This is a genomic window from Kribbella sp. NPDC049174 (assembly GCF_043197365.1).
Lineage (GTDB): Bacteria > Actinomycetota > Actinomycetes > Propionibacteriales > Kribbellaceae > Kribbella.
The window spans coordinates 52,492-74,083 of record NZ_JBICSZ010000014.1 but is presented as its reverse complement, the minus strand read 5'-3'; the positions used below and the strand labels follow the sequence as shown (position 1 = coordinate 74,083).

The window sequence follows — 21,592 nt, the reverse complement described above, 5'->3', positions numbered from 1 at the left end:
ACATCGATTCGTGCATCGGTAAAGGAGTGCTTGTGATGGATATGGCGACCGCACTTCACGACCTCGGCGTGACCGACGACGTACTCGCACCCGCCGAGAAGGAGCAGCTCGACCGCGACGGATTCCTTCCGCTGGAAGGGATTCTCACGGAGGAAGAGGTATCCGGACTCAACAAGAGGATGGCGGAGCTCACCGCCGCCGAAGGTGACCGGGCGGGTCTGGAAGTGCACCAGGAGAACGGCACCGACCGGCTCGCCGACCTGGTCAACAAGGACCCGAAGTTCGAGGTGTGTTTCAGCCACCCGCGCGTCCTGGCCGCGATGAAGCACGTGCTCGGCGAGTTCAAGCTGTCGTCCCTCAACAGCCGCGCGGCCCTTCCTGGTCAGGGTCACCAGGGCCTGCACGCCGACTTCGGCCACCCGGTCGAGCCCGGCGCGTACGAGGTGTGCAACTCGATCTGGCTGCTCGACGACTTCACCCCGGAGAACGGCGCGACCCGTGTCGTCCCCGGGTCACACCGGCGCGGGACCATGCCGGGTGACGAGATGGCCAATCCGGGTGACGAGCACCCGGAGCAGATCCAGCTGACCGGTAAAGCCGGAACTGTCGTGGTGTTCAACAGCCACCTGTGGCACGGCGGCACCCAGAACCGCACCGACAAGCCGCGCCGGGCGATGCACTCCTACTTCGCGCTCCGCCATCTGCCGCAGCAGCTCGACCAGCAGGCCTACCTCCGGGTCGAGACGTACAGGCGGCTGAGTCCCGCCCAGCGCTTCATCCTCGCCGTCACCGGCACGGGCTGAGCCGACGCGGGCTGAGCCGGCGCGGGGTGAGCCGGCGCGGGGTGAGTCGGCGCGGTCAGCCGGGTTGGTCAGGCCGGCGCGGTCGAAGGTACTGGCCAGGCCCTTCGGGTCGGTCAGCCAACTTGGTCGGCCGCCAGCTTCTCGGCGCCGACGAGGCGGATGCAGGTGGCCAGTCCGGAGATGGCGGCTTCTACCTCGGGCAGCTCGGGGTAGGTCGGCGCGATCCGGATCGTCCGGTCGTCGGGGTCGTCGCCGTACGGGTGGCTGGCGCCGGCTGGGGTGAGGGCGATACCGGCGTCCTTCGCCTTGGCGACGACCGCGCGGGCACAGCCTTCCGGGACCTGCAGGGAGATGAAGTACCCGCCGGCCGGGCTGGTCCAGGAGGCCAGGTCGGTGCCACCGAGCTCGGCGGTGAGGATCTTGTCGACCGCCTCGAACTTCGGCCGGATCAGCTCCGCCAGGTTGCGCATGTGGGACCGTAGGCCGTCGGCGTCGCGGAGGAAGGTGACGTGCCGGAGCTGGTTGATCTTGTCCGGGCCGATGCTGCGCTTCGAGGTGTGGCTCAACCACCAGGCGATGTTGGCGGCCGACGACCCGAAGAACGCGACACCGCTGCCGGCGAAGGTGATCTTCGAGCTGGACCCGAACACGAAGGCCCGATCCGGATGACCGTGCTCCGCGCACAGCGCCAGTACGTCGGCGATCTCCGTCTCGGTGTCGGTCAGGTGATGGACGACGTACGCGTTGTCCCAGAAGATCCGGAAGTCCGGCGCCGCGGTCTCCATCGCGGCCAGGCGCCGCACCGTCTCGTCGGAGTAGACCGTGCCGTCGGGGTTGCTGTACTTGGGCACGCACCAGATGCCCCTCACCTGCGGGTCCGCGGCGACGAGCCGCTCGACGACGTCCATGTCCGGACCGTCCGGCGTCATCGGCACCGGGACCATCGTGATGCCGAACCGCTCGCAGACCGCGAAGTGCCGGTCGTACCCGGGCACCGGGCAGAGGAAGGTGATCTCCGGCTCGTCGACCCAGCGCCGCTCGGCACCTGGTACGGCGCTGAGCAACGCGAACACGATCGCGTCGTGCATGAGCTCCAGGCTGGAGTTGCCGGCCGCGAGCAGCTGGCCGACCGGCACCTGCAGCGCGTCGGCGAAGATCGCCCGCAGCTCGGGCAGCCCCTCGAGACCGCCGTAGTTGCGCAGGTCGGCACCGTCGGCGGAGACCGGCGCGCCCTGTTGATCGAGCATCCCGTTCGCGAGGTCGAGCTGACGCGGTGACGGCTTGCCCCGGGTCAGATCGAGCTTCAGTCCCCGCGCGACGAGGGCGTCGTAGTCCTGGCGGGCGCGGTGCAGCTCGTCGACGGTCACGGGAATCCCTTTCAGCTGAGGCAATTGCTGACCACAGCCTAGTGACTCATCGATCTTGCCCGTCGGGGATATCCACAGGACGGTCAGCCGCCGCCGCGCCGGCAGTTCGGGTACTTGGGATCCCAGGGCCCGCAGGTCGGGAAGCCCGGCGGCGGCTTGATCGTCGGCGGCGTGATCGGCGGCATGGGCGGCGTCGGCGGCGGTGTGGGCGGGAGCGCCTTGCTGCCGTTGGACAGGAACAGCGTCACGATCGCACCTTCCGGCGCGCCGTCCTCCTGCCGCGGGCTGGTGTAGGCGACCGTGCCCGCCTGCGCGTCCGAGTCCACCGGTGCGGGCGCGACCTGGGCCTTGAAGCCCAGCTGCGCCAGTTTGGCGATCGCCTCGGCCGGCGGCATCCCCTTCAGGTACGGCAGGTCCTTCACGTTGCCGCGGATCGTCTTGTCGTCCGGCGCCACGAACCGGCTCGTGGGCAGACCCGCCAGCGCGGCCTGCATCGCCGACTCCCAGATCGGACCCGCGGTCCCCGAACCGGACGCGTCGCGCATCTTCTTGCCGTTGAGCGTCTGCCCGATCAGATCGTCGTACGGCGGGCTGGCGTCCGCGACCACCGAAGCGGCGGCGAGCTTCGAGGAGTACCCGGCGAACCAGACCGCCTTGTTGCTGTCGATCGTTCCGGTCTTGCCGGCCAGGTCGCTCTTGCCGAACTTGAGCTTGCCGCCGGTGCCGTCGGGCTCCATCACCTTCTGCAGCACGTAGTTGACGCCGTCGGCGACGGTCGGCGACAGCGCACGCTTGCAGCTGGGCGCCGGCGTCGGAACCGCTTTGCCCTTGCTGGTCGTGATCGCGGTGATCAGCTGCGGCTTGCAGTACATCCCGCGCGCGGCGAAGGTCGCGTACGCGTTGGAGAGCATCAGCGGGGTGATCAGACCGGCGGAACCCAGGGTGAACGAGACGACCTGCTCCAGCGGTTGCATCGTCTGGGCGTCGTACATGCCGAGCTTCGATGCGATGGTCGCGATCGGGCAGAGGCCGATCTGCTGGGACAGTTGCAGGAAGTAGGTGTTCGTCGACGCCTTGGCCGCGTCGAGCATGGACGGGTCCGCGATCGTCTTGGTCGAGTTCACCGGGTTGTAGTCGTCGTCGACCGTCGTACCGGTGCAGGTGCTGAACTTCTTGCCGCTCAGGGGGAGGGTCTGCGGCGAGTTGATCCGGTACGTCATCGGGACGCCCTTGCTGATCGCGGCCGCGATCGTGAACGCCTTCATCGTCGAACCGTTCTGGAACCCGCCGTAGCCGCCGGGGTAAGACTTCTCGACGTTGAAGTTGTACGACGTCTGGCCCTTCTTGCTGCCGTACGGCCGGCTTTGGGCCATCGCCTTCACCAGACCGGTGCCCGGCTCGACGATCGTGATCGCGGCGACGGCCGAGTCGGTCGGCTTGGAGTGCTTCTTGATCGACGCCTCGGCCGCCTTCTGGACCTTCGGGTCGAGTGACGTCCGCACGATCAGGCCGGCGGTCTCGATGTAGTTCTCGGCGTCCTCCTTGGTCTTGCCGAAGGCACGGTTCTCCTTCAGCTTGGACACGATGTAGTCGCAGTAGAACGGGTACTTCGAGTTCGCGCAGCCGTTCGGCACGTTGCGGACCTTGGCCGGGTCGATGACCGGCGTACTGATCGCCTGCCGGGCCTCCTTGGCGGTGACGATGCCGAGCTCCTGCATCCGGCGCAGCACCACGTCGCGGCGGTCCTTGGCCCGCTTCGGGTTGTTCGTCGGGTTGTAGCCGGTCGGGTTCTTCACCAGGCCGGCCAGCAGGGCGGCCTGCGGCAGGTTGAGCTTCGAGGCGTGGACGCCGAAGTAGTGCATGGCCGCGGCCTCGACGCCGTACGAGCGATCGCCGAAGAAGGCCAGGTTCAGGTAGCGGTTGAGGATCTCGTCCTTGGAGTACTGCTTCTCCACCGCGATGGCGTACCGCAGCTCGGCGACCTTGCGCTCGTACGTCTCCGCGGTGGCGGCCTGGATCTCCTCCGGCGTGCGTGCCTTGGCGACCAGGCTGAGCTTCACGTACTGCTGGGTGATACTCGAGCCACCCTGCTGGACCGAGCCCTGCGACTGGTTGCGCAGCAGCGCGCGCAGGGTGCCCTTGGCGTCCAGCGCGCCGTGCTCGTAGAACCGGTCGTCCTCGATCGCGACGATCGCCTTGAGCATCAGCGGGCTGATCTGCTTCAGCGTGACCGGCGTCCGGTTCTCCTGGTACAGGGTCGCGATCAGCGAGCCGTCGGCCGCGAAGATCTGGCTCTTCTGCGCCAGCGGCTCCGTCTTCAGGTCCTGCGGAAGGTACTGCACCGTGTCGTGCGCCTTCTCGGTGGTGACTCCGGCCAGTCCGGCGAACGGAAGAGCCAGGCCTGCGACCAGTGCGCCGCAGAGACCGCTGACCAACAGGAACAGAATCACCGACTGAACGACGTGGGGCCGGGCCGGCTCGCCTCTGTGCATGGTCCGGCAGATTACGTCAGGACAGGGCTTTCCGGGACCTTTTCGTTACAGACTTTACTCAGCTGCCCAGAGTTCTCACCCACCGTGATCGTTCGTTCACTGAATGACCTTCAGAAGCCTGTCGGCGGGCGAAGCGTGTACGGCTCCTCGAGGGCAGCGATCTCCTCCGGGGACAGGTCGACGTCAAGGGCTGCCGCGGCGTCGGGGAGGTGGTGGGACTTGGTCGGGCCGACGATCGGTGCGGCGACAACGGGATTGCGGAGGACCCAGGCGAGAGCGACCTGCGCCATCGGGATGCCGCGGGTCTCGGCGATCCGTTGGACGGCGTCGGCGATGGGCTGGTCGTTGATGGCGAAGAAGCGGCGGCCGACCGGGTCCGTGTCGGCACGTTGGGTCTGGGTCCCCCAGGGCCTGGCCAGGCGGCCCTTGGCCAGCGGGCTCCACGGGATGCTGCTGACACCCTGGTCGGCGAGCAGGCCGAACATCTCGCGTTCTTCCTCGCGCTGCATCAGGCTGTACTGGTTTTGCATCGAGATGAACCGCGTCCAGCCGTGCAGGTCCGCGGCGTGCTGCAGTTTCGCGAACTGCCACGCCCACATCGAGGACGCGCCGAGGTAGCGCACCTTGCCCGCCTTGACCACGTCATGCAAGGCTTCCATGGTCTCCTCGACCGGGGTGCCGGGGTCGAAGCGGTGGATCTGGTACAGGTCGACGTACTCGGTGCCGAGGCGCTTCAGCGAGGCGTCGATCTGCTCGAGGATCGCCTTGCGGGACAGGCCTGATCCGCCCGGGCCGTCGTGCATCGGGAAGTGGACCTTGGTCGCCAGTACGACGTCCTCGCGGCGGGTGTACTGCGTGATCGCGCGGCCGACGATCTCCTCCGAGCTGCCGTACCCGTAGACGTTGGCCGTGTCCCAGAAGGTGATGCCGAGCTCGACCGCCTGCCGGAAGACCGGCGCGGCCGCCTCGTCGTCGAGGGCCCACTCGTTGAACCCTCGCGACGTGTCGCCGAAACTCATACAGCCCAACGCGATCCGGCTGACCTTCAGGCCTGAGGTGCCCAGGCGGGTGTATTCCATGGTGACTCCTGTTGGATGAGGTCAGTCGCGGGGGAGGAGGCGGAGGGTGGCTTCGGCGGCGATCGGACCGACGACGGGGGAGACGAGGGCTTCGCCGTAGCGGTCGTATTTCGTGTGATAGGCGGCGTCGAGGCTGCGGTGGACGTCGGGGGCGGGTTCGGCGAACGTGACGTCGCGTTCTACCCCACCGGCTTTGATGCGGCCTGTGCCGCTGGTTTTGGCGCGGCGGTACCAAGGGTTGTCGGTGCCGAAGGCGGAGCGGATGTAGAGGTCGTCGCCGGCGCGGACGACCCAGATGATGACATAGCGGCGGAGCGTGCCGTCCTTGCGCGTTGACGCGACGCGGAGTTCGGTCGCGTTGCCGATCCGATCCAGTTCATCGGCAGTCCAGCTGGTCACTGCTCTCCCCTTCGGGTGCGAAGACCTGCTTTGCCACAGTGATGGCAGACATCGCTTTTGGCCAGCCCGCGTAGAAGGCCAGATGGATGATGGCTTCCTTGAGTTCGGTCTCGGTCAGGCCGTTCTGCTTCGCCCGGGCCAGATGGCTGCGGAGCTGCTCGGTGTTGCCACCGGTGATGAGGCTGGCCACGGTGATCAGGCTGCGGTCACGCGGAGACAGCTCGGTCCGCGCCCAGACATCCCCGAAGAGAACGTCGTCGGTGAGCGAGACAAGCTTCGGAGCAAAGTCGCCGATGAGCTTCTGGGCCGGTGTGGGGGTGTCGGTCATGATGCCTTCCCGGTTGCGATGCGGGGTTGGACTGGGGGAGCGATGCGGGTGGGGGTGATGGTGGCGAGGGCGATGACGAGGGCCGCGGCGAGGAGGACTGCGCTTCCGGTGATTGCGGTGGTGACGTGGGCGGTGAGCGACCCGGCGCTGATCAGGTAGGCGTCTCCCGGATCGAGCCGGCTGAGCCAAGCCATCCCGGCCAACGTCACAGCGAGACCAGATGCAAGCAGCACGGCGTTGCCGAAGCGTCGGGTCAGCCGCGGTACGGCGACCGCCACCGCGAAGTTCACCACCGTCATCGGGAGGAACCCCAGCCCGGCCTCGAGCGGGCTGTAACCGAGAACCCCTTGGAGGTACTGCGTGGTGAAGTAGAAGAACCCGATCATCGCGCCGAGGAACAGCATCCGGACGGCGTACGCACCACTGCGCTCGCGACTCCGGAACAACCGCAACGGCATGATCGGCTGCTCCGCGCGCCACTCGTTCGCCACCAGCACCACCAGCAGTACGACGCCCGCGACCAGCGCACCGACCGTCTCCGGCGAACCCCAGCCAGCCTCGGCCGAGTTCACGATCCCGAACACGATCGCACCCACCCCGAGGGTGGCGGTCAATGCACCGACGCTGTCGAAGCGGCCGCTACGGCGTTCCGTCTCACCGAGGTACCGACGTGCCGCGACCATCAACGCCACCCCGACCGGCAGGTTGATGAAGAAGCCGGCCCGCCAGGAGATCCAGTGCGCGCAGGCACCACCGACGACCAGCCCGAGACTCGCGCCGATCCCGGCGGTGGCGCCGTACCAGCCGACCGCGCGGGTGCGTTCGCGTCCTTCCGGAAAGTTTGCCGTCAGCAACGACAGGGACGCCGGCGCGACGATCGCCGCGCCGATCCCCTGCAGCGCTCGCGCCGCGATCAGCCACCAGCCGGTCGGTGCCACGCCGACCAGGAACGACGCGATGGTGAACACCGCCAGCCCGGCGACGAACAGCCGCCGCCTGCCGATCAGATCCCCGGCCCGCGCTCCGAGCAGCAACAAGCCACCGAACACCAACGTGTAAGCGTCCTGCACCCAGGACAACGCTGTTGCCGACAGCCCGAGCTCGGTGCGAATGCTCGGCAGGCCGGTGAAGATCACCGAGTTGTCCAGCAGGATCATGAAGTAGCTGGCCAGAATGATCGCCAGGATCGCCCCCGGCCGCGCCCGTGAGATCACGGGCGGACCAGGACCTTCAACGCCTCGCGCTCATGCATCGCCTGGTAGCCGTCGGGGACGCCGGTGAGGTCGACGGTCCGGTCGAACACCTTGCCCGGAGCGACCTTCCCGTCGAGTACGTCGGGCAGCAGCCGGTCGACGTACGCGCGGACCGGGGCCGGACCGCCGGTCAGGGTGATGTTCGGCCCGAACAGACTCGGGAAACCGACCGGCGCGTCGTCGTACTGCGGGACGCCGACCCGGCTGATCACACCGCCGGGCCGGACGACGCCGAGCGCCTGCTCGTAGGCCGGCATGTGGCCGACGGCCTCGAGTACGACGTGCGTGCCGTCGCCACCGGTGAGGTCGCGAACCTTCGCGATACCTTCCGCACCACGCTCGGCGACGACATCGGTCGCGCCGAACTCGACGCCGAGATCCGTCCGCACCTTGTGCCGGCCCATCAGAATGATGCGCTCAGCACCCAGCTGACGGGCGGACAGGACGGCGAGCAGCCCGACCGCACCGTCGCCGATCACCGTCACGGTGGTGCCGGCCCGGACGCCACCCTTCAGCGCGGCGTGGTACCCGGTTCCGTAGACATCGGACAGCGTCAGCAACGAGGGCAGCAGCGCCGAGTCCACGTCGACCGGGACCTTGACCAGCGTCCCGTCCGCCAGCGGTACCCGGACCGCCTCGGCCTGCCCGCCGCCGATCCCGTTCGATGCCCAGAAGCCGCCGTGTCGGCAGGACGTCTGCAGCCCTTCGCGGCAGAACTCGCACGTTCCGTCCGACCAGGCGAACGGCGCGATGACGAAGTCTCCCTTCCGCAGGGTCGACATGTCACCGCCGACGTCCTCGACCACCCCGACGAACTCGTGGCCCATCGGTCTCCCACCGGGTGTCGCGGGGAGGTTGTGATACGGGTGCAGGTCACTGCCGCAGATACAGGCGTTGACGACCCGCACCAGGGCATCGGTCGGTTCCTGGATGACCGGATCCGGTACGTCGATGACCCGCACGTCGCCGGCCTTGTACATGTAAGTCGCTCGCATGCATCCAGTGAAGACGGCCTTACGCGCGCGCGGCAGTCACTGCTGATCCACGCACTGTCAGTGCCTCCCTTGCAGCACCTCCGGGAGGTCGCCGGGGGTGAGGATGGTGAGGCGTTTGGTGGGTCGGGTGATGGCGACGTAGAGGTCGGACAGGCCGCGGTCCGACTCCTGGATGATGCCGGCGGGGTCGGCGATCAGGACCGCGTCGAACTCGAGGCCTTTGGACTGGGCGACGTCGAGGAGGGCGGTGTCCGCGTCCAGGACGGCCGGGTCGTGGCCTTGGGCGACGCCGGGGAGTACGGCGGCCAACTCGTCGTACCGGGAGGTGGGGACGATGACCGCGAGCCGGCCGTCACCGAGCGACTGGCGCTCGAACTTGATCGTGGTGACGAGGGCGTCGACGAACGCATCGGCGGGGACCGCGTCGATCCACGGCTGGGTGCCGGTCTCGCGGACGGAGTCCGGCGGGTCGAGCGTCGGGTCGATCGCGGCCAGTACGTCGGCCGCGACCGCCATGATCTCCATCGGTGTCCGGTAGTTCACCGTCAGCTGCGCGTTCCGCCACCGCCGCGGCGCGTACTTGTCCAGTACGTCGGCCCACGACCCGATGCCCGCGGCCGAACCGGTCTGCGCGACATCGCCGACCAGCGTCATCGACCGGCGCGGACAGCGTCGCATCAGCATCCGCCAGTCCATCGCGGACAACTCCTGCGCCTCGTCGACGATGACGTGCCCGAACACCCACGTGCGATCCGAGGCCGCCCGCTCGGCCAGGGTGCCCGGGTTCTCGATCAGCTGCGTCCGCTGGTGAACCAGCTCGGCGAACTGCTCGATCTCCCACGGCATCAGCGTCATCCGGTCGGCGGTCAGCTCGATCTGCACCACACCCCGGGCGTACTCGCGGTTGGCGGCTTCGGCCGCGGCCTCGTCCGCCTCCTGACGGTTGCGCGCGGCAACGGTTCCGTCGGTGTCGCCGAGCAGCTCCGCCGCCTCGTCGAGCAGCGCGACATCGGACGGTGTCCAGTCCGCGTCGACCGGACGCAGTACCGCTGCTCGTTCGTCGTCGGTGAGGTGCGGAGCCGCGGCCTCGAGCCGCTCCGGCGATGACAGCAGGACGGCGACCAGGATCTGCGGAGTGAGCTCGGGCCAGAGCCGGTCGAGCACCGCCCGGACCCGGTCGTCCTCGGCGAGCTCCTTGCGGATGTCCTTGATGTCCTCCGCGCTGAGGTACTGGCGCCCGAGCCGGTCGACGATCTGATTGGTCAGCACAGTGAGGATTCCGGTCACGAAGGTCGGCCGAGCGCGGTTGTGCGGCCGATCCGTGTCCCGGGCCCGCTGCCGCGCTTTCCGTACGGCGCTCGGACGCAGGACCAACTCGTACTGGTCGACCTTGAACTCGATCGGTGCGGTCGGGACCAGCTGGAAGTCACGCACCGCCTGCGCGAGTACGTCGGCCATCGCCTCGTCGCCCTTGACCCGGGTGGCGGTCTGGGACTCCGGCGCGGTCGCCACGACACCCGGGTAGAGCTCGCTGATCGTCGCCAGGACGACGTCGGTCTCACCGAGCGAGGGGAGGACCTGATCGATGTACCGGACGAAGGTGCTGTTCGGCCCGACGACCAGTACGCCGCTGCGCGCGAGCTGCTCGCGATAGGTGTAGAGCAGGTACGCCGCCCGATGCAACGCGACGACCGTCTTGCCGGTGCCCGGGCCACCCTGGACGACGAGCACACCGGGCAGGCCGGACCGGATGATCTCGTCCTGCTCGGACTGGATCGTCGCGACGATCTCGTTCATCCGGCCGGTGCGGTTGGCGCCGAGCGACGATAGCAGCGCGGCCTCGCCGATCAGCGACCGGCGGTCGGTGTCACCGAGCGCGTCCAGGTCGAGGACGTCGTCGTCGACTCCGATCACCGTCCGGCCGTGCAGCCGGATGTGCCGGCGCCGGGTGACACCGAGCGGGGCCGCTGACGTGGCCCGGTAGAACACCTGGGCGACCGGTGTCCGCCAGTCGATCAGGAGCGGGTCGTAGTCCTCGTCGAACAGCCCGATCCTGCCGACGTGGAAACGCTCACCGCCGCCGGTGTCGATCCGGCCGAAACACAGTCCGCGCTCCACCGACGACAACTGTGCGAATCGGCTGGAGAACAGCTCGGTGAATGAATGACGTTCGGTGTAGGCCTGCTCTGTTTCGGTCGTCTCCTCCCGCTGGACCCGCGCCAATTCACCCCGAACGCGCTCCCGGAGTACGTCGAGCCGGTCGTACATCGTCGTCACATCGCCTTGTTCCATGGCGATCTCTCGTGCCAGCACCTCGTTCGTCACGCTGCCCCCACGTCCCATTGCGCACCGCGGAATTTCCTGATAATCTGTTACCAGATGCCCCGATAGGGGCATTTTTTTATGTCCCCGCACAAACACACAACGGTACCGAATGACGCGCCCCACCGCAATCTTCAGGCGCGCTGGGAGTTACCTCGGGAAGGTAGGAGCATGAGAGCTCTCCTCACATCGTCCGGGATCACGAACAGCAGCATCCACGACGCGCTGGTCGACCTGCTGGGCAAACCGGTCTCCGAGTCCAATGCCCTCTTCATCCCCACCGCCATCTACTCCTTCCCCGGCGGGCCGGGCATGGCGTGGCGGGCGATGTGCGGCCAGGGTTCATCGCGGTTGAGTGACCTGGGCTGGAAGTCGTTGGGGATCCTGGAGTTGTCGGTGCTGCCGAGCATCGAGGAGGCTGCGTGGGTGCCAACGGTGCGGGACGCCGACGCACTGCTGGTCTGGGGTGGCGATCCCCTGTTTCTCGCCAACTGGATGCGGCGCTCCGGGTTGACCGATCTGCTGCCGACGCTGCGCTCCGAGGCTGTCTACGTGGGGGTGAGCGCCGGGAGCATCGCTGTCACCTCAACCTTCGTCGAGACCTTCGTCGAACCGCCCCGCGGGACCGATGGACCGCTGAAGTCGGAGGACGTCGTCTTCGCCACGCCCCGGGGTGACATCGACAGAATTCTGGTCACCGGACAGGGAGCGGGACTCGTCGACTTCGCGGTGATCCCGCACCTGGAGCACCCGCACCACCCCGACGCTTCCCTGGCCAACGCGGAGAAGTGGGCGGCACGGATTCCTGCGCCGACGTACGCGATCGACGACGAGACCGCCATCAAGGTGGTCGACGGCGTCCCCCAGGTCGTCTCCGAGGGGCAGTGGAAACTGTTCCAGCCCTGACGGGATGGGTCGAAGATCGCTAGGAGGCGGCGATCGACGTGTAGTGCGTGGGGGCCGCGGAAGCGCGGATGATCAGGCTGGTCGCCAGTTCCACGTGGTGGGAGTCGACCTTCTCGCCGGCCGCCAGTTGGAGCGCGGTGCGCAGCGCGACAGCGCCCATCTCGCGCAGCGGTTGCTTCACGGTGGTGAGCGGTGGGGACGCCAGCCGGGCCACCTCGGTGTCGTCGAAGCCGACGATGCTGAGGTCTTCGGGGACGCGCAGGCCGCGGGCGCGGGCCGCCTCCAGGATGCCGAGGGCGACTTCGTCGCTGCCGGCGAAGATCGCGGTCGGCCGGTCCGGCAGGTCGAGCAACTTGGCTCCGCCGGCCAGACCGTCGTCGTACAGGAAGTCCCGCAGCCAGATGTAGTCCGGTGGCACCGGCGCGCCGACGGCTTCCATCGCGCTGCGGAAGCCGCTCATCCGGGCCTGGTTGCAGCCTGAGGTCGGCGGTCCGCCGACGTACGCGATCCGCCGGTGGCCGAGTGACAGCAGGTGCTGGGTGGCCGCCATCCCGCCGGCGAAGTTGGTCGAGCCGACACTCGTCACGTCCGGCTGCGGGATGTTCGCCGGGTCGACGACCACGAGCGGCAGCCGGGCCCGGGACAGTGCGGCCAGGTCGGCGTCGGCCAGTTCGCTGGTGATGCCGATGGCGGCGCGCCGGCCGTTGCCGATGAGTTCGCGGATCCAGCGCGCGGCCCGGCCGGTGCTCGAGGTCTGCGGGTGCGGCGGATGCGCGTTCAGTACGACGTCCACGCCCGCCACCTGGGCGGCCTCGACGACGCCTTGGATCACCTCGACCGAGTACGCGTTCACCACGCCCTGGTAGAACAACTCGACGCTGTCCCGCTCGACCGGTTCGGGCCGGCGGCCGACGTACCCGTGCCGCTCGAGAATCTCCTGCACCCGGGCCCGCGTGGCCGGCGAGACGTCGCTGCGTCCGTTGAGCACCTTGGAGACCGTGGCGACCGACACTCCGGCGGTGCCGGCGACGGTGGCCAGGGTGACGCGACCCTTCAACCGCGACATCTCATCACCCTCCTCCTACTCGCTGGTCGGCCACGGGCGTGACCTGGACCGGGGTCGTCAGCCTGCGATCATGCCCCACCACCCTCACATCCCCGGTAACCCGGACAAAAGCCCGACACGGCAGGTCTTGTGACGACGTGCCGATCATCACTTCGACGTCACCGGGCTCGACGATGCGGCGCAGGTCGGGCCCTGTGTACGCGGTGCGATCCGTGTGCACACGGAAGGTGACATCGGCGGCCGCGCCTGGCTCCAGCGTCACCCGGGCGAACCCGGTCAGCAACTTGAGCGGCCGGGCGATCCGCGCCACCACATCGTGCAGATAGAGCTGGACGACCTCGTCGCCCGCCCGCTCACCGGTGTTGCGGACCCGAACGGTCGCGGTGAACTCGTCGTCGTTCCCGATCTCGGACGCACTGAGCCGCAGGTCGCCGACGTCGAAGCCGGTGTACGACGAGCCGTACCCGAACGGGAACAACGGCCGAGCCTCCAGCCCGCTGATCCCCGCACTCTCCACGCTGCCGAGTGCCGGCTGCAGGTATGTACCGGGCTGCCCACCGACATGCCGCGGGATCTGCACCGGCAACTTGCCGCTTGGCACGATGCGTCCACTCAGTACGCCGGCGATCGCGGCCGCACCCTCCTGACCGGGGATGAACGCCTGAACCAGACCGGCAACCCGATCCGCGATGTCGCCGAGCGCGTACGGCCGACCTGACACGACCACCACGACAACCGGCGTACCGGTGTCGAGCACTGCCGAGAGCAGTTCGGCCTGTACGCCGGGTAGCCGCAAGTCCTCCGCGTCACAGCCCTCGCCGGAGGTGCCGTGTCCGAACAGTCCGGACAGGTCGCCGACGTACGCGATGCACAGCTCGGCGTCGCGTGCCGCCGCCACCGCCGCCTCGAACCCGGACCGGTCCTCGCCGGTGACCTCACAACCCTTCGCGTGCACGAGCTCCGCGCCGTCGATTTCGTTGCGCAGGGCATCGAGCGGGCTGATCACCCCGACGCCGAGACCGCGGTCCGGGTACCGCGGCAGCACGTGGTTCGGGAAGGCGTAGCACCCCATCAGCGTGCGCGGATCGCCCGCGCTCGGCCCGACCACCGCGATCTTTCGCAGGTTGCGATTGAGCGGCAAGGCGGTGCCCGCGTCGAGCAGCACAACCGACCGCTCGGCCAGCTGCCGCGCGATCTCCCGGTTCTCGGCCGAGTCGAGGTCGGCACCGCCTTCGCGGACCGAGCTCTCCGGAGTCCAGTCGGGATCGAGCAGACCGAGCTTGACCTTCTGCAGCAGCAGTCGCCGGGCCGCGCGATCGACCAGATCCTCGGAGACCTCACCCGCCTTGACCTTGTCGGCCAGGCCGGCGAACCCGATCGTGTCCGGCAGTTCAACATCGGTGCCGGCGGTCAGCGCGACCACACCGGCGTCCGCGTTGTCGGCGGCGACGCGGTGCATCGACGAGAGGAACGGCACCGCCCAGTAGTCCGACACCACCGTGCCGCCGAAACCCCACTCATCACGCAGTACCTCGGCGAACAGCCAGGGATCCGCACTCGCCGGCAGGCCGTCGATATCGGAGTACGAACTCATCACCGACGCCGCATCGGCGGTCGCGATCGCGGTCTCGAACGTCGGCAGGATGAAGTCGAGCAACTCGCGACGCCCCATCGACACCGGCCCGTGGTTGCGCCCGGCCCTCGACGCCGAATACCCGGCGAAATGTTTCAGGGTCGCGAGCACACCGGCACTCTGCAGACCGCGAACGTACGCCGACCCGAGGATCGCGACCAGGTACGGATCCTCACCGATCGTCTCCTCGACCCGGCCCCACCGATAGTCGCGGACGACGTCCAGCACCGGCGACAACCCCTGATGCACCCCGACCGCGGCCATGTCGCGCCCGATCGCCGCGGCCATCCGCTCGACCAACTCGGGGTCGAACGTCGCACCCCACGCGATCGAGGCCGGATAGACGGTGGCGCCGTACGTCGTGAAGCCGGTCAGGCACTCCTCGTGCACCAGCGCGGGGACACCGAGCCGGGAACCCTCGAGCACCACCTTGTGCTGGCGGATCAGCTCGGCCACGCCGTGCTCGACCGATTGCGGGACGCTGCCCCAGACCCGGGTGAGATGGCCGAGACCGTGCCGACTCGCCTCCTCCAGCGACAGTGAACCGCCCGCGGCGAACACGTCCTCCATCGGCGCGACGTTGATCGTCTCCTCCGCGGGGAGCTCGTGGTCGGCCATGTCGTTGCCGGCCCAGCGGCTGCCGAGCTGCGCGATCTTCTCGTCCAGGGTCATCGCCTGCAGCAAGAGCTCCGCCCGCTTCTCGGCCGCCAGGGCGGGGTCGAGCCAGGGACGGTCGGACGGGATCGGCGCCGGCCCGGCGGAGTCGGAGGTGGACAAGAAATTCTCCCTTAACCTGTGCCCTTTGCCGTGACAAAGTATCGAAAAAGTTTCGAAGATTCTGATCCTGCTTCCCGACGTCGTCACGGTGTTCGAGAAGTCTGGGGATCGCCTGTGAGAGCAGGGATTCCGTGACCTCACTGTGACCCCAAAAAGTCGGTAGTTCAAGTCTTGACAGCGAAACTCCCGAAACCTACGTTACGAAACATAGTCTTAATCGAGGTGCTCGCGGTCTCTCTGGGGCACCCCGCAACCGATGCGCCGTGGAGCGGTCCGCGGCATGGAGTACGGAGATCACTGTGGATCCCATCACGACATCTCGGCGTTCCTTCCTCGGCCTGGTCGGCGGCGGCGCGCTCGCGGCCGGCCTTGCTGCTTGTGGTACCTCAGGCCCACAGAGCTCCGGCGGCTCCACGGGTGGTGCGGCGGCCGGCAGCGGTGCGTCGTACTGGTTCCTGACCGGCCAGCCGCAGCAGGCGATCCGGGAAGGGCAGGTCAAGCGGTTCAACGACGCGAACTCGGGCACCCAGCTCAAGACCACCGAGTTCCAGAACGACGCGTTCAAGCAGAAGATCAAGACCGCCATCGGCGCCGGCCAGGGGCCGACCCTGATCTGGGGCTGGGGCGGCGGCGGCCTGAAGAGCTACGTCGACGCCAACCAGGTCGAGGACCTGACCTCGTGGTTCGGCGAGAACGCCACGCTGAAGGACTCGATCTTCCCGTCCGCCTTCGGCGCCGCGACCGTCGGCGGCAAGATCTACGCGATGCCGGTCGAGACCACCACGCCGATCGTGCTGTTCTACGACAGGCGGGCCTTCGAGAAGATCGGCGCCGAGCCGCCGAAGTCCTGGGCCGACATCATGGACCTGGTGCCGAAGTTCAACGGCGCCGGGATCGCGCCGTTCTCACTCGGCGGCCAGTCGCGCTGGACCAACATGATGTGGCTGGAGTTCCTGTTCGACCGGATCGGCGGCTCCGAGGTGTTCCAGAACATCTTCGACGGCAAGCCGAACAGCTGGTCCGACCCGTCCGCGCTGAAGGCGCTCGACGAGATGCAGAAGCTGATCAAGGCGAACGGTTTCATCAAGGGCTTCTCCTCGATCACCGCCGACTCCAACGCCGACCAGGCGCTGCTGTTCACCGGCAAGGCCGCGATGATGCTGCACGGCGCCTGGACCTACGGCAACATGAAGGCGTCCGGCGGCGACTTCGTCACCGGCGGCCACCTGGGGTACATGAACTTCCCGCCGGTCGACGGCGGCAAGGGCGACCCGAGTACCACCGTCGGCAACCCGGGCCAGTACCTGTCCATCTCGTCGAAGGCCACCGACGGCGAGAAGGAGACCGCGAAGAAGTTCCTGGCCAACAACACCCTCGACGACGCCTCGGTCGAGGCGTGGGTGAAGTCGGGCAACATCGCGGTGGCCAAGAGCTCCAAGGACAAGCTCTCGTCGATCACCGACAAGAACGACTCCGAGTGGCTGAACTTCGTCTACGACACCTCGGCGAACGCGAAGACCTTCGTCCAGTCCTGGGACCAGGCGCTCAGCCCGACCCAGGCCGAGACCCTGCTCGACAACATCGCCAAGCTGTTCCAGCTGTCGATCTCACCCCAGCAGTTCGCGGACAGCATGAACGCAGTGATCGGGAAGTGAGGTGACGGATCTGTCCGGCGGCCCGGTCGATACCGGCTGGGTCGCCTCGCCCACCGAACTGCCACGCCCGGACGGCCGTCGCCCACGCCTGACGCAGGCCGCCGGCCGGAGTGGTCCGGTCGCCTGGATGGCGCTGCCCGCGCTGGTGGTCTTCATCGTCTTCGGCGTCGTCCCGCTGTTCGGTGTCCTGTTCCTCAGCTTCACCCAGTGGGACGGCCTCGGCCCGATCAGCCCGACCGGTTTCTCCAACTGGCGCTCGGTCCTGAGCGATCCCGGACTGCCGCACACGGTCTGGGTGACCTTCGAGATCATGATCCTGTCCTGGGTGGTGCAGACGCCGCTCAGCATGCTGATCGGCACCTTCCTGGCCGGCCGGCAGCGCTACCGCGGGTTCCTGGCGGTGCTGTTCTTCATCCCGCTGCTGCTCAGCTCGGCCGCGATCGCGATCACCTACAAGGCACTGCTCGACCCGAACTTCGGGCTCGGCGCCGGGCTGAAGATCGGGTTCCTCACCCAGGACTGGCTCGGCCAGGGGAACCTCGCCCTCGGGGTGGTCGTCTTCGTGGTGTCCTGGCAGTTCATCCCGTTCCACTCGCTGATCTACCAAGGCGGTGTCCGGCAGATCCCGACCTCGATGTACGAGGCCGCCTCGATCGACGGTGCCGGCCGGGTCCGGCAGTTCTTCAGCATCACCGTGCCGCAACTGAAGTACACGATCATCACGTCATCGACGCTGATCCTGGTCGGGTCGCTGACTTTCTTCGACCTGATCTTCGTTCTCACCGCGGGCGGGCCGGGTGATGCGACCCGGGTGCTCGCTCTCGACATGTACAAGCGCGGTTTCCAGGCGAACCTGATGGGTCCGGCGAGTGTGATCGCGGTCCTGCTGGTCCTGGTCGGCCTCGGGCTCGCGCTGCTGCTGCGAAGGCTCGGCGGCAGTGCGACGGCCAGCCAGCAGGAAGGTGCGTGAGATGGCAGTGGCGACCAGTGGTGCCGGTACGGCGAGCAGCCGTACCTCTCGCGGACGGTTCAACCTCAGCAAACTGCTGCGGCTGAACTGGTTCGGCGGTACGGCGGCCTGGCTGTGGCTGGTGATCGTGATGGTCCCGTTGTACTGGATCGTGGTCACCAGCTTCAAGGACCAGACGGCGTACTTCAGCCAGAACCCGTTCGCGCTGCCGACCGAGCCGACGCTGGCGAACTACAAGCTCGTGATCGAGTCCGACTTCCCGCGGTACTTCCTGAACAGTGTGATCGTCACGGCCGGCACCATCATCCCGGCGGTCGCGATCTCGTTCATGGCGGCGTACGCGATCGTCCGCGGCGCCGGCGGCAGGTTCCTTGCCGGGGTCAACGGGTTGCTCCTGATGGGGCTGGCGATCCCGCTGCAGGCCACCATCATCCCGGTCTACCTGCTGATCATCCGGATGCGTCTGTACGACAGCCTGCTGGCGATCATCCTGCCGTCGATCGCGTTCGCAATCCCGCTGTCGGTGCTGGTGCTGTCGAACTTCATCCGCGACGTACCGAAGGAACTGTTCGAGTCGATGCGCGTCGACGGCGCGAGCGAGTGGGACATGCTGCGCGGTCTCGCGCTGCCGCTGACCCGGCCCGCCCTCGTCACGGTCAGCATCTACAACGGTCTGGGCGTCTGGAACGGCTTCCTGCTACCGCTGATCCTGACCCAGAGCCCGGACAAGCGCACCCTCCCGCTGGCCCTGTGGACCTTCCAAGGTCAGTACAGCGTCAACATCCCGGCAGTCCTGGCCTCGGTCATGCTCACCACGCTGCCGATCGTCCTGCTCTACGCCATCGGCCGCCGCCAGCTCCTCAGCGGCCTCACCGCAGGCTTCAGCCGCTGATCATTCCTTGCGGTCCGCGAGTGCACGAGTCGTGAAGAGTGCGGCGATCAGGATCGCCGCACTCGCCGCGGTCAGCAGACTCAGCGGTCCGGCGGACGTGCGGTCGTCGGACAGCAGCGTCATGAGTGCTCTGATCGGCGAGATCCACCGGATCAGGAGTACGGCGAGGATGGCCGCGGCTGCGGTCAGCATGGCGATGCCGATGCGGGGGATGACCAGGCGGGAGCAGAGCAGGCCGATGGAGACGCCGATCATCGCGGCGGCCAGGTGCGCGACGGCGCCAACCGTGAGCGCAGCGGCCGTCACGACGTGCTTGCCGGTGACGATGGGGTAGATCAGGCCGATTGCCACGAGCGGAACGCACCAGGTCACGACTACGCCGACTGTGATGGCGAGGACGCGTAGTGAGTTGCCGATCATGACGAGCGTGACCTTGCGCTGCGTCGGGTCCTCGTGGTTGACGATGCTGACGGTCAGCCAGGTGGTGCAGACGAGCATGGCGAAGACACAGAAGGCGTACGAGGACTCGAGCGGGCCGTTGTCGGAGGTGGTGCCGACCGCCATCGCGGCGAGGAAGATCAGCGCGGGCGGCAGGTAGCGCTGGGAGAGCAGGACGCTGGTGAGTAGGTAGCGGTAGAGGGCAGTCATTCCGGCCTCACCTGGCGGACGGTGGTGACTGACCAGCCGTGGTTGAGGACGGTGAGCAGTGCGGCGTCGTGGCGGCCGGTCGGCAGCATCAACGTGACGCCGTCTGCGTGCCGTCGTACCTCTAGAACGTCTGGATGTGTCGCCCAGTCGAGCTCTTGTCCTGCGGTCAGCGAGATCTCGGTGAGGGAGGTGCCGCCTGCCGTCGCCAGTCTGCCGTCGCGAAGCTCGCAGACTCGAGTCGCCGTTGAGCGGACGACTTGGTCGGAGTGCTCGCTGAAGGCGACTGCTGCCCCCGATGCAGCGCTCTCGGTGAGGAGTTCGCTCAAGGTCCCGTGGGCGGTCGCATCGAGGCCGGACCACGGTTCGTCGAGCACCAGCAACTGTGGTGGTTCGAGCAAGGCCTGGGCCAGCGCCACCTTCTGCGCGTTGCCCTTCGACAGCTTGCGCATCGGCGTATCCGCACCACCTGTGAGAGCAAGCCGGTCCAGCAATTCGTCGGACCGTTGCCGGGCCGCGTGGGCGCTCAGCCCGCGGATCCGTCCCATGTGCCGGAGGTACGCGGACGCCGACAACCGATCGTGCGATGTGAAGACGTCCGGCACGTAGCTGACCACCCGGGCATTCCGTCGTACCGTGCCTGAGGATGGTCGCGACAGCCCGACCATGAGCTTCAGTACGGTCGACTTGCCCGAGCCGTTCGCTCCGACCAAGGCGAGCAGTTCACCAGCGGCTACCTGCAGGTCGACGTCCGCCAACACCTCACGCCGACGGCCGTACCTCTTCGAGACCCTCCGCAGTCGCACTACCTCCATGCGGTGAGCCTATCCGGGCTCTGGAGCTCATCACGCGGGACAGCGGCCGGGTGAGGGCGATGGAGACGAGCAGTGAAGCGGCCGCGAAGACGGTGATCGCCGGCGCGGGGGAGGTCAGGTCGGCGAAGGCGCCGGCCAGGATCGCGACGACGCCGAACGTCGTCATCCGCAACGCGCTCTCGAGGCCGAGGACCTGGCCGCGAAGGTCCGTCGGAGTCAGATCGACGAGAACCTCCTGCTGGGACAGGGATGCCGCGTAACCACTGCTGCCGATCGCCACCAGGACCGACAGGACGGCGAGGTGCAGGTCGAAGGCGAAGCCGAGGAACGGCAAGGCCAGCAGGATCCGCAGCCAACGCCCGGCGATGAGCCGACCCTTGCGGCTGAGGAAGCGGCCGACGACCAGGTCGCCGGTCATCATCCCGGCGGCGCCCGCGGCAAGGAGCCAACCGGCGCCCGAGCCGGCGAACGGGACGAAGAGTGCTTCGCAACCGACGATCAGGCCGTTCGGCAGAGTCAGTGCCAGCAGCAACGGACGCGTGTTGGCCTGGCCGAGCAGGCGGTGGTTGCCGCGCCAGGTCTCCGCGAAGCTCGTACGGGCGACGCGACGCGGCGACCGGTCCCGCAGTCCGAACCGGATGATCGGGATGGCCAACGCCGAGCAGCCCGTCGCCAGCCAGAGCACATCGGACGGGCTGAGGGCCTGCAGCAACAATCCCGCGGTCCCGAACCCGGCGATCTGCATGGCACCGACCGACAGGTTCATCGCCGAGCGGCCGAGCACGAACTGGTCCTGGTCGACCACCTCGTTCAGTAGCCCCCACCGCACGCCGGACCCGATCGACAACCCGTAAGCCACCAGCAGCGCGAGCAGCAGCCGGACCCCGGCGCTGAGATCCAGCGCGGCCTGAACACCGACCGCCACGGTCGAGAGGCAGGCGAGCATCGTCAGGACCCGGCGCGGTCGCGCGGTGTCCGCCGCCGACATCAGCGTCGACGCGCCCAGCACCTGGGCCAGCGACGGCCCGAACATCACCAGCGCCGCCAGCAGTGCCGACCCGGTCGCGGCGTCGACCATCAGCGCGAGCGTCAGGCTCGTCATGGTCGAGGACGCGTTGCCGAGTGCGCTGCCGATCCACAGGCTGCGGAACTCCCGGTTCGCGAAGATCTGGCCGTAGGTGCTCATGCCAGGAGC

The 21,592-nt window shown here is 67.9% G+C and carries 18 protein-coding genes; 5 read left to right on the top strand and 13 right to left on the bottom strand.

The window, feature by feature from the left end:
- Positions 1-41 precede the first annotated feature (41 nt).
- Positions 42-803, top strand: coding sequence for a phytanoyl-CoA dioxygenase family protein (locus ACGFIF_RS40885; RefSeq protein WP_393162658.1), 762 nt, complete (start codon positions 42-44; stop codon positions 801-803).
- A 113-nt stretch (positions 804-916) separates the two neighbouring features.
- On the opposite strand, the gene ACGFIF_RS40880 is transcribed toward ACGFIF_RS40885, so the two are convergent.
- The 8 genes from ACGFIF_RS40880 to ACGFIF_RS40845 all read right to left on the bottom strand — a co-directional run bounded on the left by ACGFIF_RS40880 (position 917) and on the right by ACGFIF_RS40845 (position 11,041).
- Positions 917-2,176 carry an aminotransferase class I/II-fold pyridoxal phosphate-dependent enzyme gene (locus ACGFIF_RS40880; RefSeq protein ID WP_393162756.1) on the bottom strand — a complete coding sequence of 420 codons (1,260 nt, stop codon included), beginning with the start codon at positions 2,174-2,176 and terminating at the stop codon, positions 917-919.
- Positions 2,177-2,253: 77 nt separating this feature from the next.
- Positions 2,254-4,662: a penicillin-binding protein gene (locus ACGFIF_RS40875; RefSeq protein WP_393162656.1), complete on the bottom strand. Its 2,409-nt coding sequence runs from the start codon at positions 4,660-4,662 to the stop codon at positions 2,254-2,256.
- Positions 4,663-4,772: 110 nt separating this feature from the next.
- Positions 4,773-5,741 (bottom strand): aldo/keto reductase, encoded by a 969-nt coding sequence (locus ACGFIF_RS40870; RefSeq protein ID WP_393162654.1) that lies wholly within the window; start codon positions 5,739-5,741, stop codon positions 4,773-4,775.
- A 21-nt stretch (positions 5,742-5,762) separates the two neighbouring features.
- Positions 5,763-6,140: a DUF2255 family protein gene (locus ACGFIF_RS40865; protein ID WP_393162652.1), complete on the bottom strand. Its 378-nt coding sequence runs from the start codon at positions 6,138-6,140 to the stop codon at positions 5,763-5,765.
- Positions 6,118-6,468 carry a carboxymuconolactone decarboxylase family protein gene (locus ACGFIF_RS40860; RefSeq protein ID WP_393162650.1) on the bottom strand — a complete coding sequence of 117 codons (351 nt, stop codon included), beginning with the start codon at positions 6,466-6,468 and terminating at the stop codon, positions 6,118-6,120. The genes ACGFIF_RS40865 and ACGFIF_RS40860 overlap by 23 nt, the downstream gene beginning before the upstream one ends.
- Positions 6,465-7,682, bottom strand: coding sequence for an MFS transporter (locus ACGFIF_RS40855; RefSeq protein ID WP_393162648.1), 1,218 nt, complete (start codon positions 7,680-7,682; stop codon positions 6,465-6,467). The genes ACGFIF_RS40860 and ACGFIF_RS40855 overlap by 4 nt, the downstream gene beginning before the upstream one ends.
- Positions 7,679-8,716 (bottom strand): alcohol dehydrogenase catalytic domain-containing protein, encoded by a 1,038-nt coding sequence (locus ACGFIF_RS40850; protein ID WP_393162646.1) that lies wholly within the window; start codon positions 8,714-8,716, stop codon positions 7,679-7,681. The genes ACGFIF_RS40855 and ACGFIF_RS40850 overlap by 4 nt, the downstream gene beginning before the upstream one ends.
- 57 nt (positions 8,717-8,773) lie before the next feature.
- A complete protein-coding gene (locus ACGFIF_RS40845; protein ID WP_393162644.1) occupies positions 8,774-11,041 on the bottom strand; it encodes a HelD family protein in 2,268 nt (755 codons plus the stop codon).
- A 168-nt stretch (positions 11,042-11,209) separates the two neighbouring features.
- On the opposite strand from ACGFIF_RS40845, the gene ACGFIF_RS40840 reads away from it, so the two are divergent.
- Positions 11,210-11,944: a Type 1 glutamine amidotransferase-like domain-containing protein gene (locus tag ACGFIF_RS40840; RefSeq protein WP_393162642.1), complete on the top strand. Its 735-nt coding sequence runs from the start codon at positions 11,210-11,212 to the stop codon at positions 11,942-11,944.
- 19 nt (positions 11,945-11,963) lie between these two features.
- Here the strand turns inward: ACGFIF_RS40840 and ACGFIF_RS40835 are convergent, their stop codons facing one another.
- A complete protein-coding gene (locus tag ACGFIF_RS40835) occupies positions 11,964-13,010 on the bottom strand; it encodes a LacI family DNA-binding transcriptional regulator (protein WP_393162640.1) in 1,047 nt (348 codons plus the stop codon).
- A 4-nt stretch (positions 13,011-13,014) separates the two neighbouring features.
- Positions 13,015-15,420: a glycoside hydrolase family 3 N-terminal domain-containing protein gene (locus ACGFIF_RS40830; protein ID WP_393162638.1), complete on the bottom strand. Its 2,406-nt coding sequence runs from the start codon at positions 15,418-15,420 to the stop codon at positions 13,015-13,017.
- Between the two features lie 299 nt (positions 15,421-15,719).
- Between ACGFIF_RS40830 and ACGFIF_RS40825 the strand changes: the two genes are divergently transcribed.
- The 3 genes from ACGFIF_RS40825 to ACGFIF_RS40815 are packed head-to-tail and all read left to right on the top strand — an operon-like array spanning position 15,720 to position 18,937.
- On the top strand, positions 15,720-17,075 hold the full coding sequence (locus ACGFIF_RS40825) for an extracellular solute-binding protein (RefSeq protein ID WP_393162636.1): 1,356 nt from the start codon (positions 15,720-15,722) through the stop codon (positions 17,073-17,075).
- A 1-nt stretch (position 17,076) separates the two neighbouring features.
- The gene (locus tag ACGFIF_RS40820; RefSeq protein ID WP_393162634.1) at positions 17,077-18,045 is read left to right on the top strand and encodes a carbohydrate ABC transporter permease; all 969 of its coding nucleotides are present in this window, start codon (positions 17,077-17,079) and stop codon (positions 18,043-18,045) included.
- A gap of 1 nt (position 18,046) precedes the next feature.
- Entirely contained in the window at positions 18,047-18,937 is an 891-nt protein-coding gene (locus ACGFIF_RS40815) for a carbohydrate ABC transporter permease (protein WP_393162632.1), read from the top strand.
- On the opposite strand, the gene ACGFIF_RS40810 is transcribed toward ACGFIF_RS40815, so the two are convergent.
- The 3 genes from ACGFIF_RS40810 to ACGFIF_RS40800 are packed head-to-tail and all read right to left on the bottom strand — an operon-like array spanning position 18,938 to position 21,583.
- On the bottom strand, positions 18,938-19,585 hold the full coding sequence (locus tag ACGFIF_RS40810; RefSeq protein ID WP_393162630.1) for a hypothetical protein: 648 nt from the start codon (positions 19,583-19,585) through the stop codon (positions 18,938-18,940). It lies immediately after the preceding gene.
- The gene (locus ACGFIF_RS40805; protein ID WP_393162628.1) at positions 19,582-20,397 is read right to left on the bottom strand and encodes an ATP-binding cassette domain-containing protein; all 816 of its coding nucleotides are present in this window, start codon (positions 20,395-20,397) and stop codon (positions 19,582-19,584) included. Before ACGFIF_RS40805 ends, ACGFIF_RS40810 begins: the two co-directional genes overlap by 4 nt.
- Entirely contained in the window at positions 20,345-21,583 is a 1,239-nt protein-coding gene (locus tag ACGFIF_RS40800; RefSeq protein ID WP_393162626.1) for an MFS transporter, read from the bottom strand. Before ACGFIF_RS40800 ends, ACGFIF_RS40805 begins: the two co-directional genes overlap by 53 nt.
- Positions 21,584-21,592: the final 9 nt, after the last annotated feature.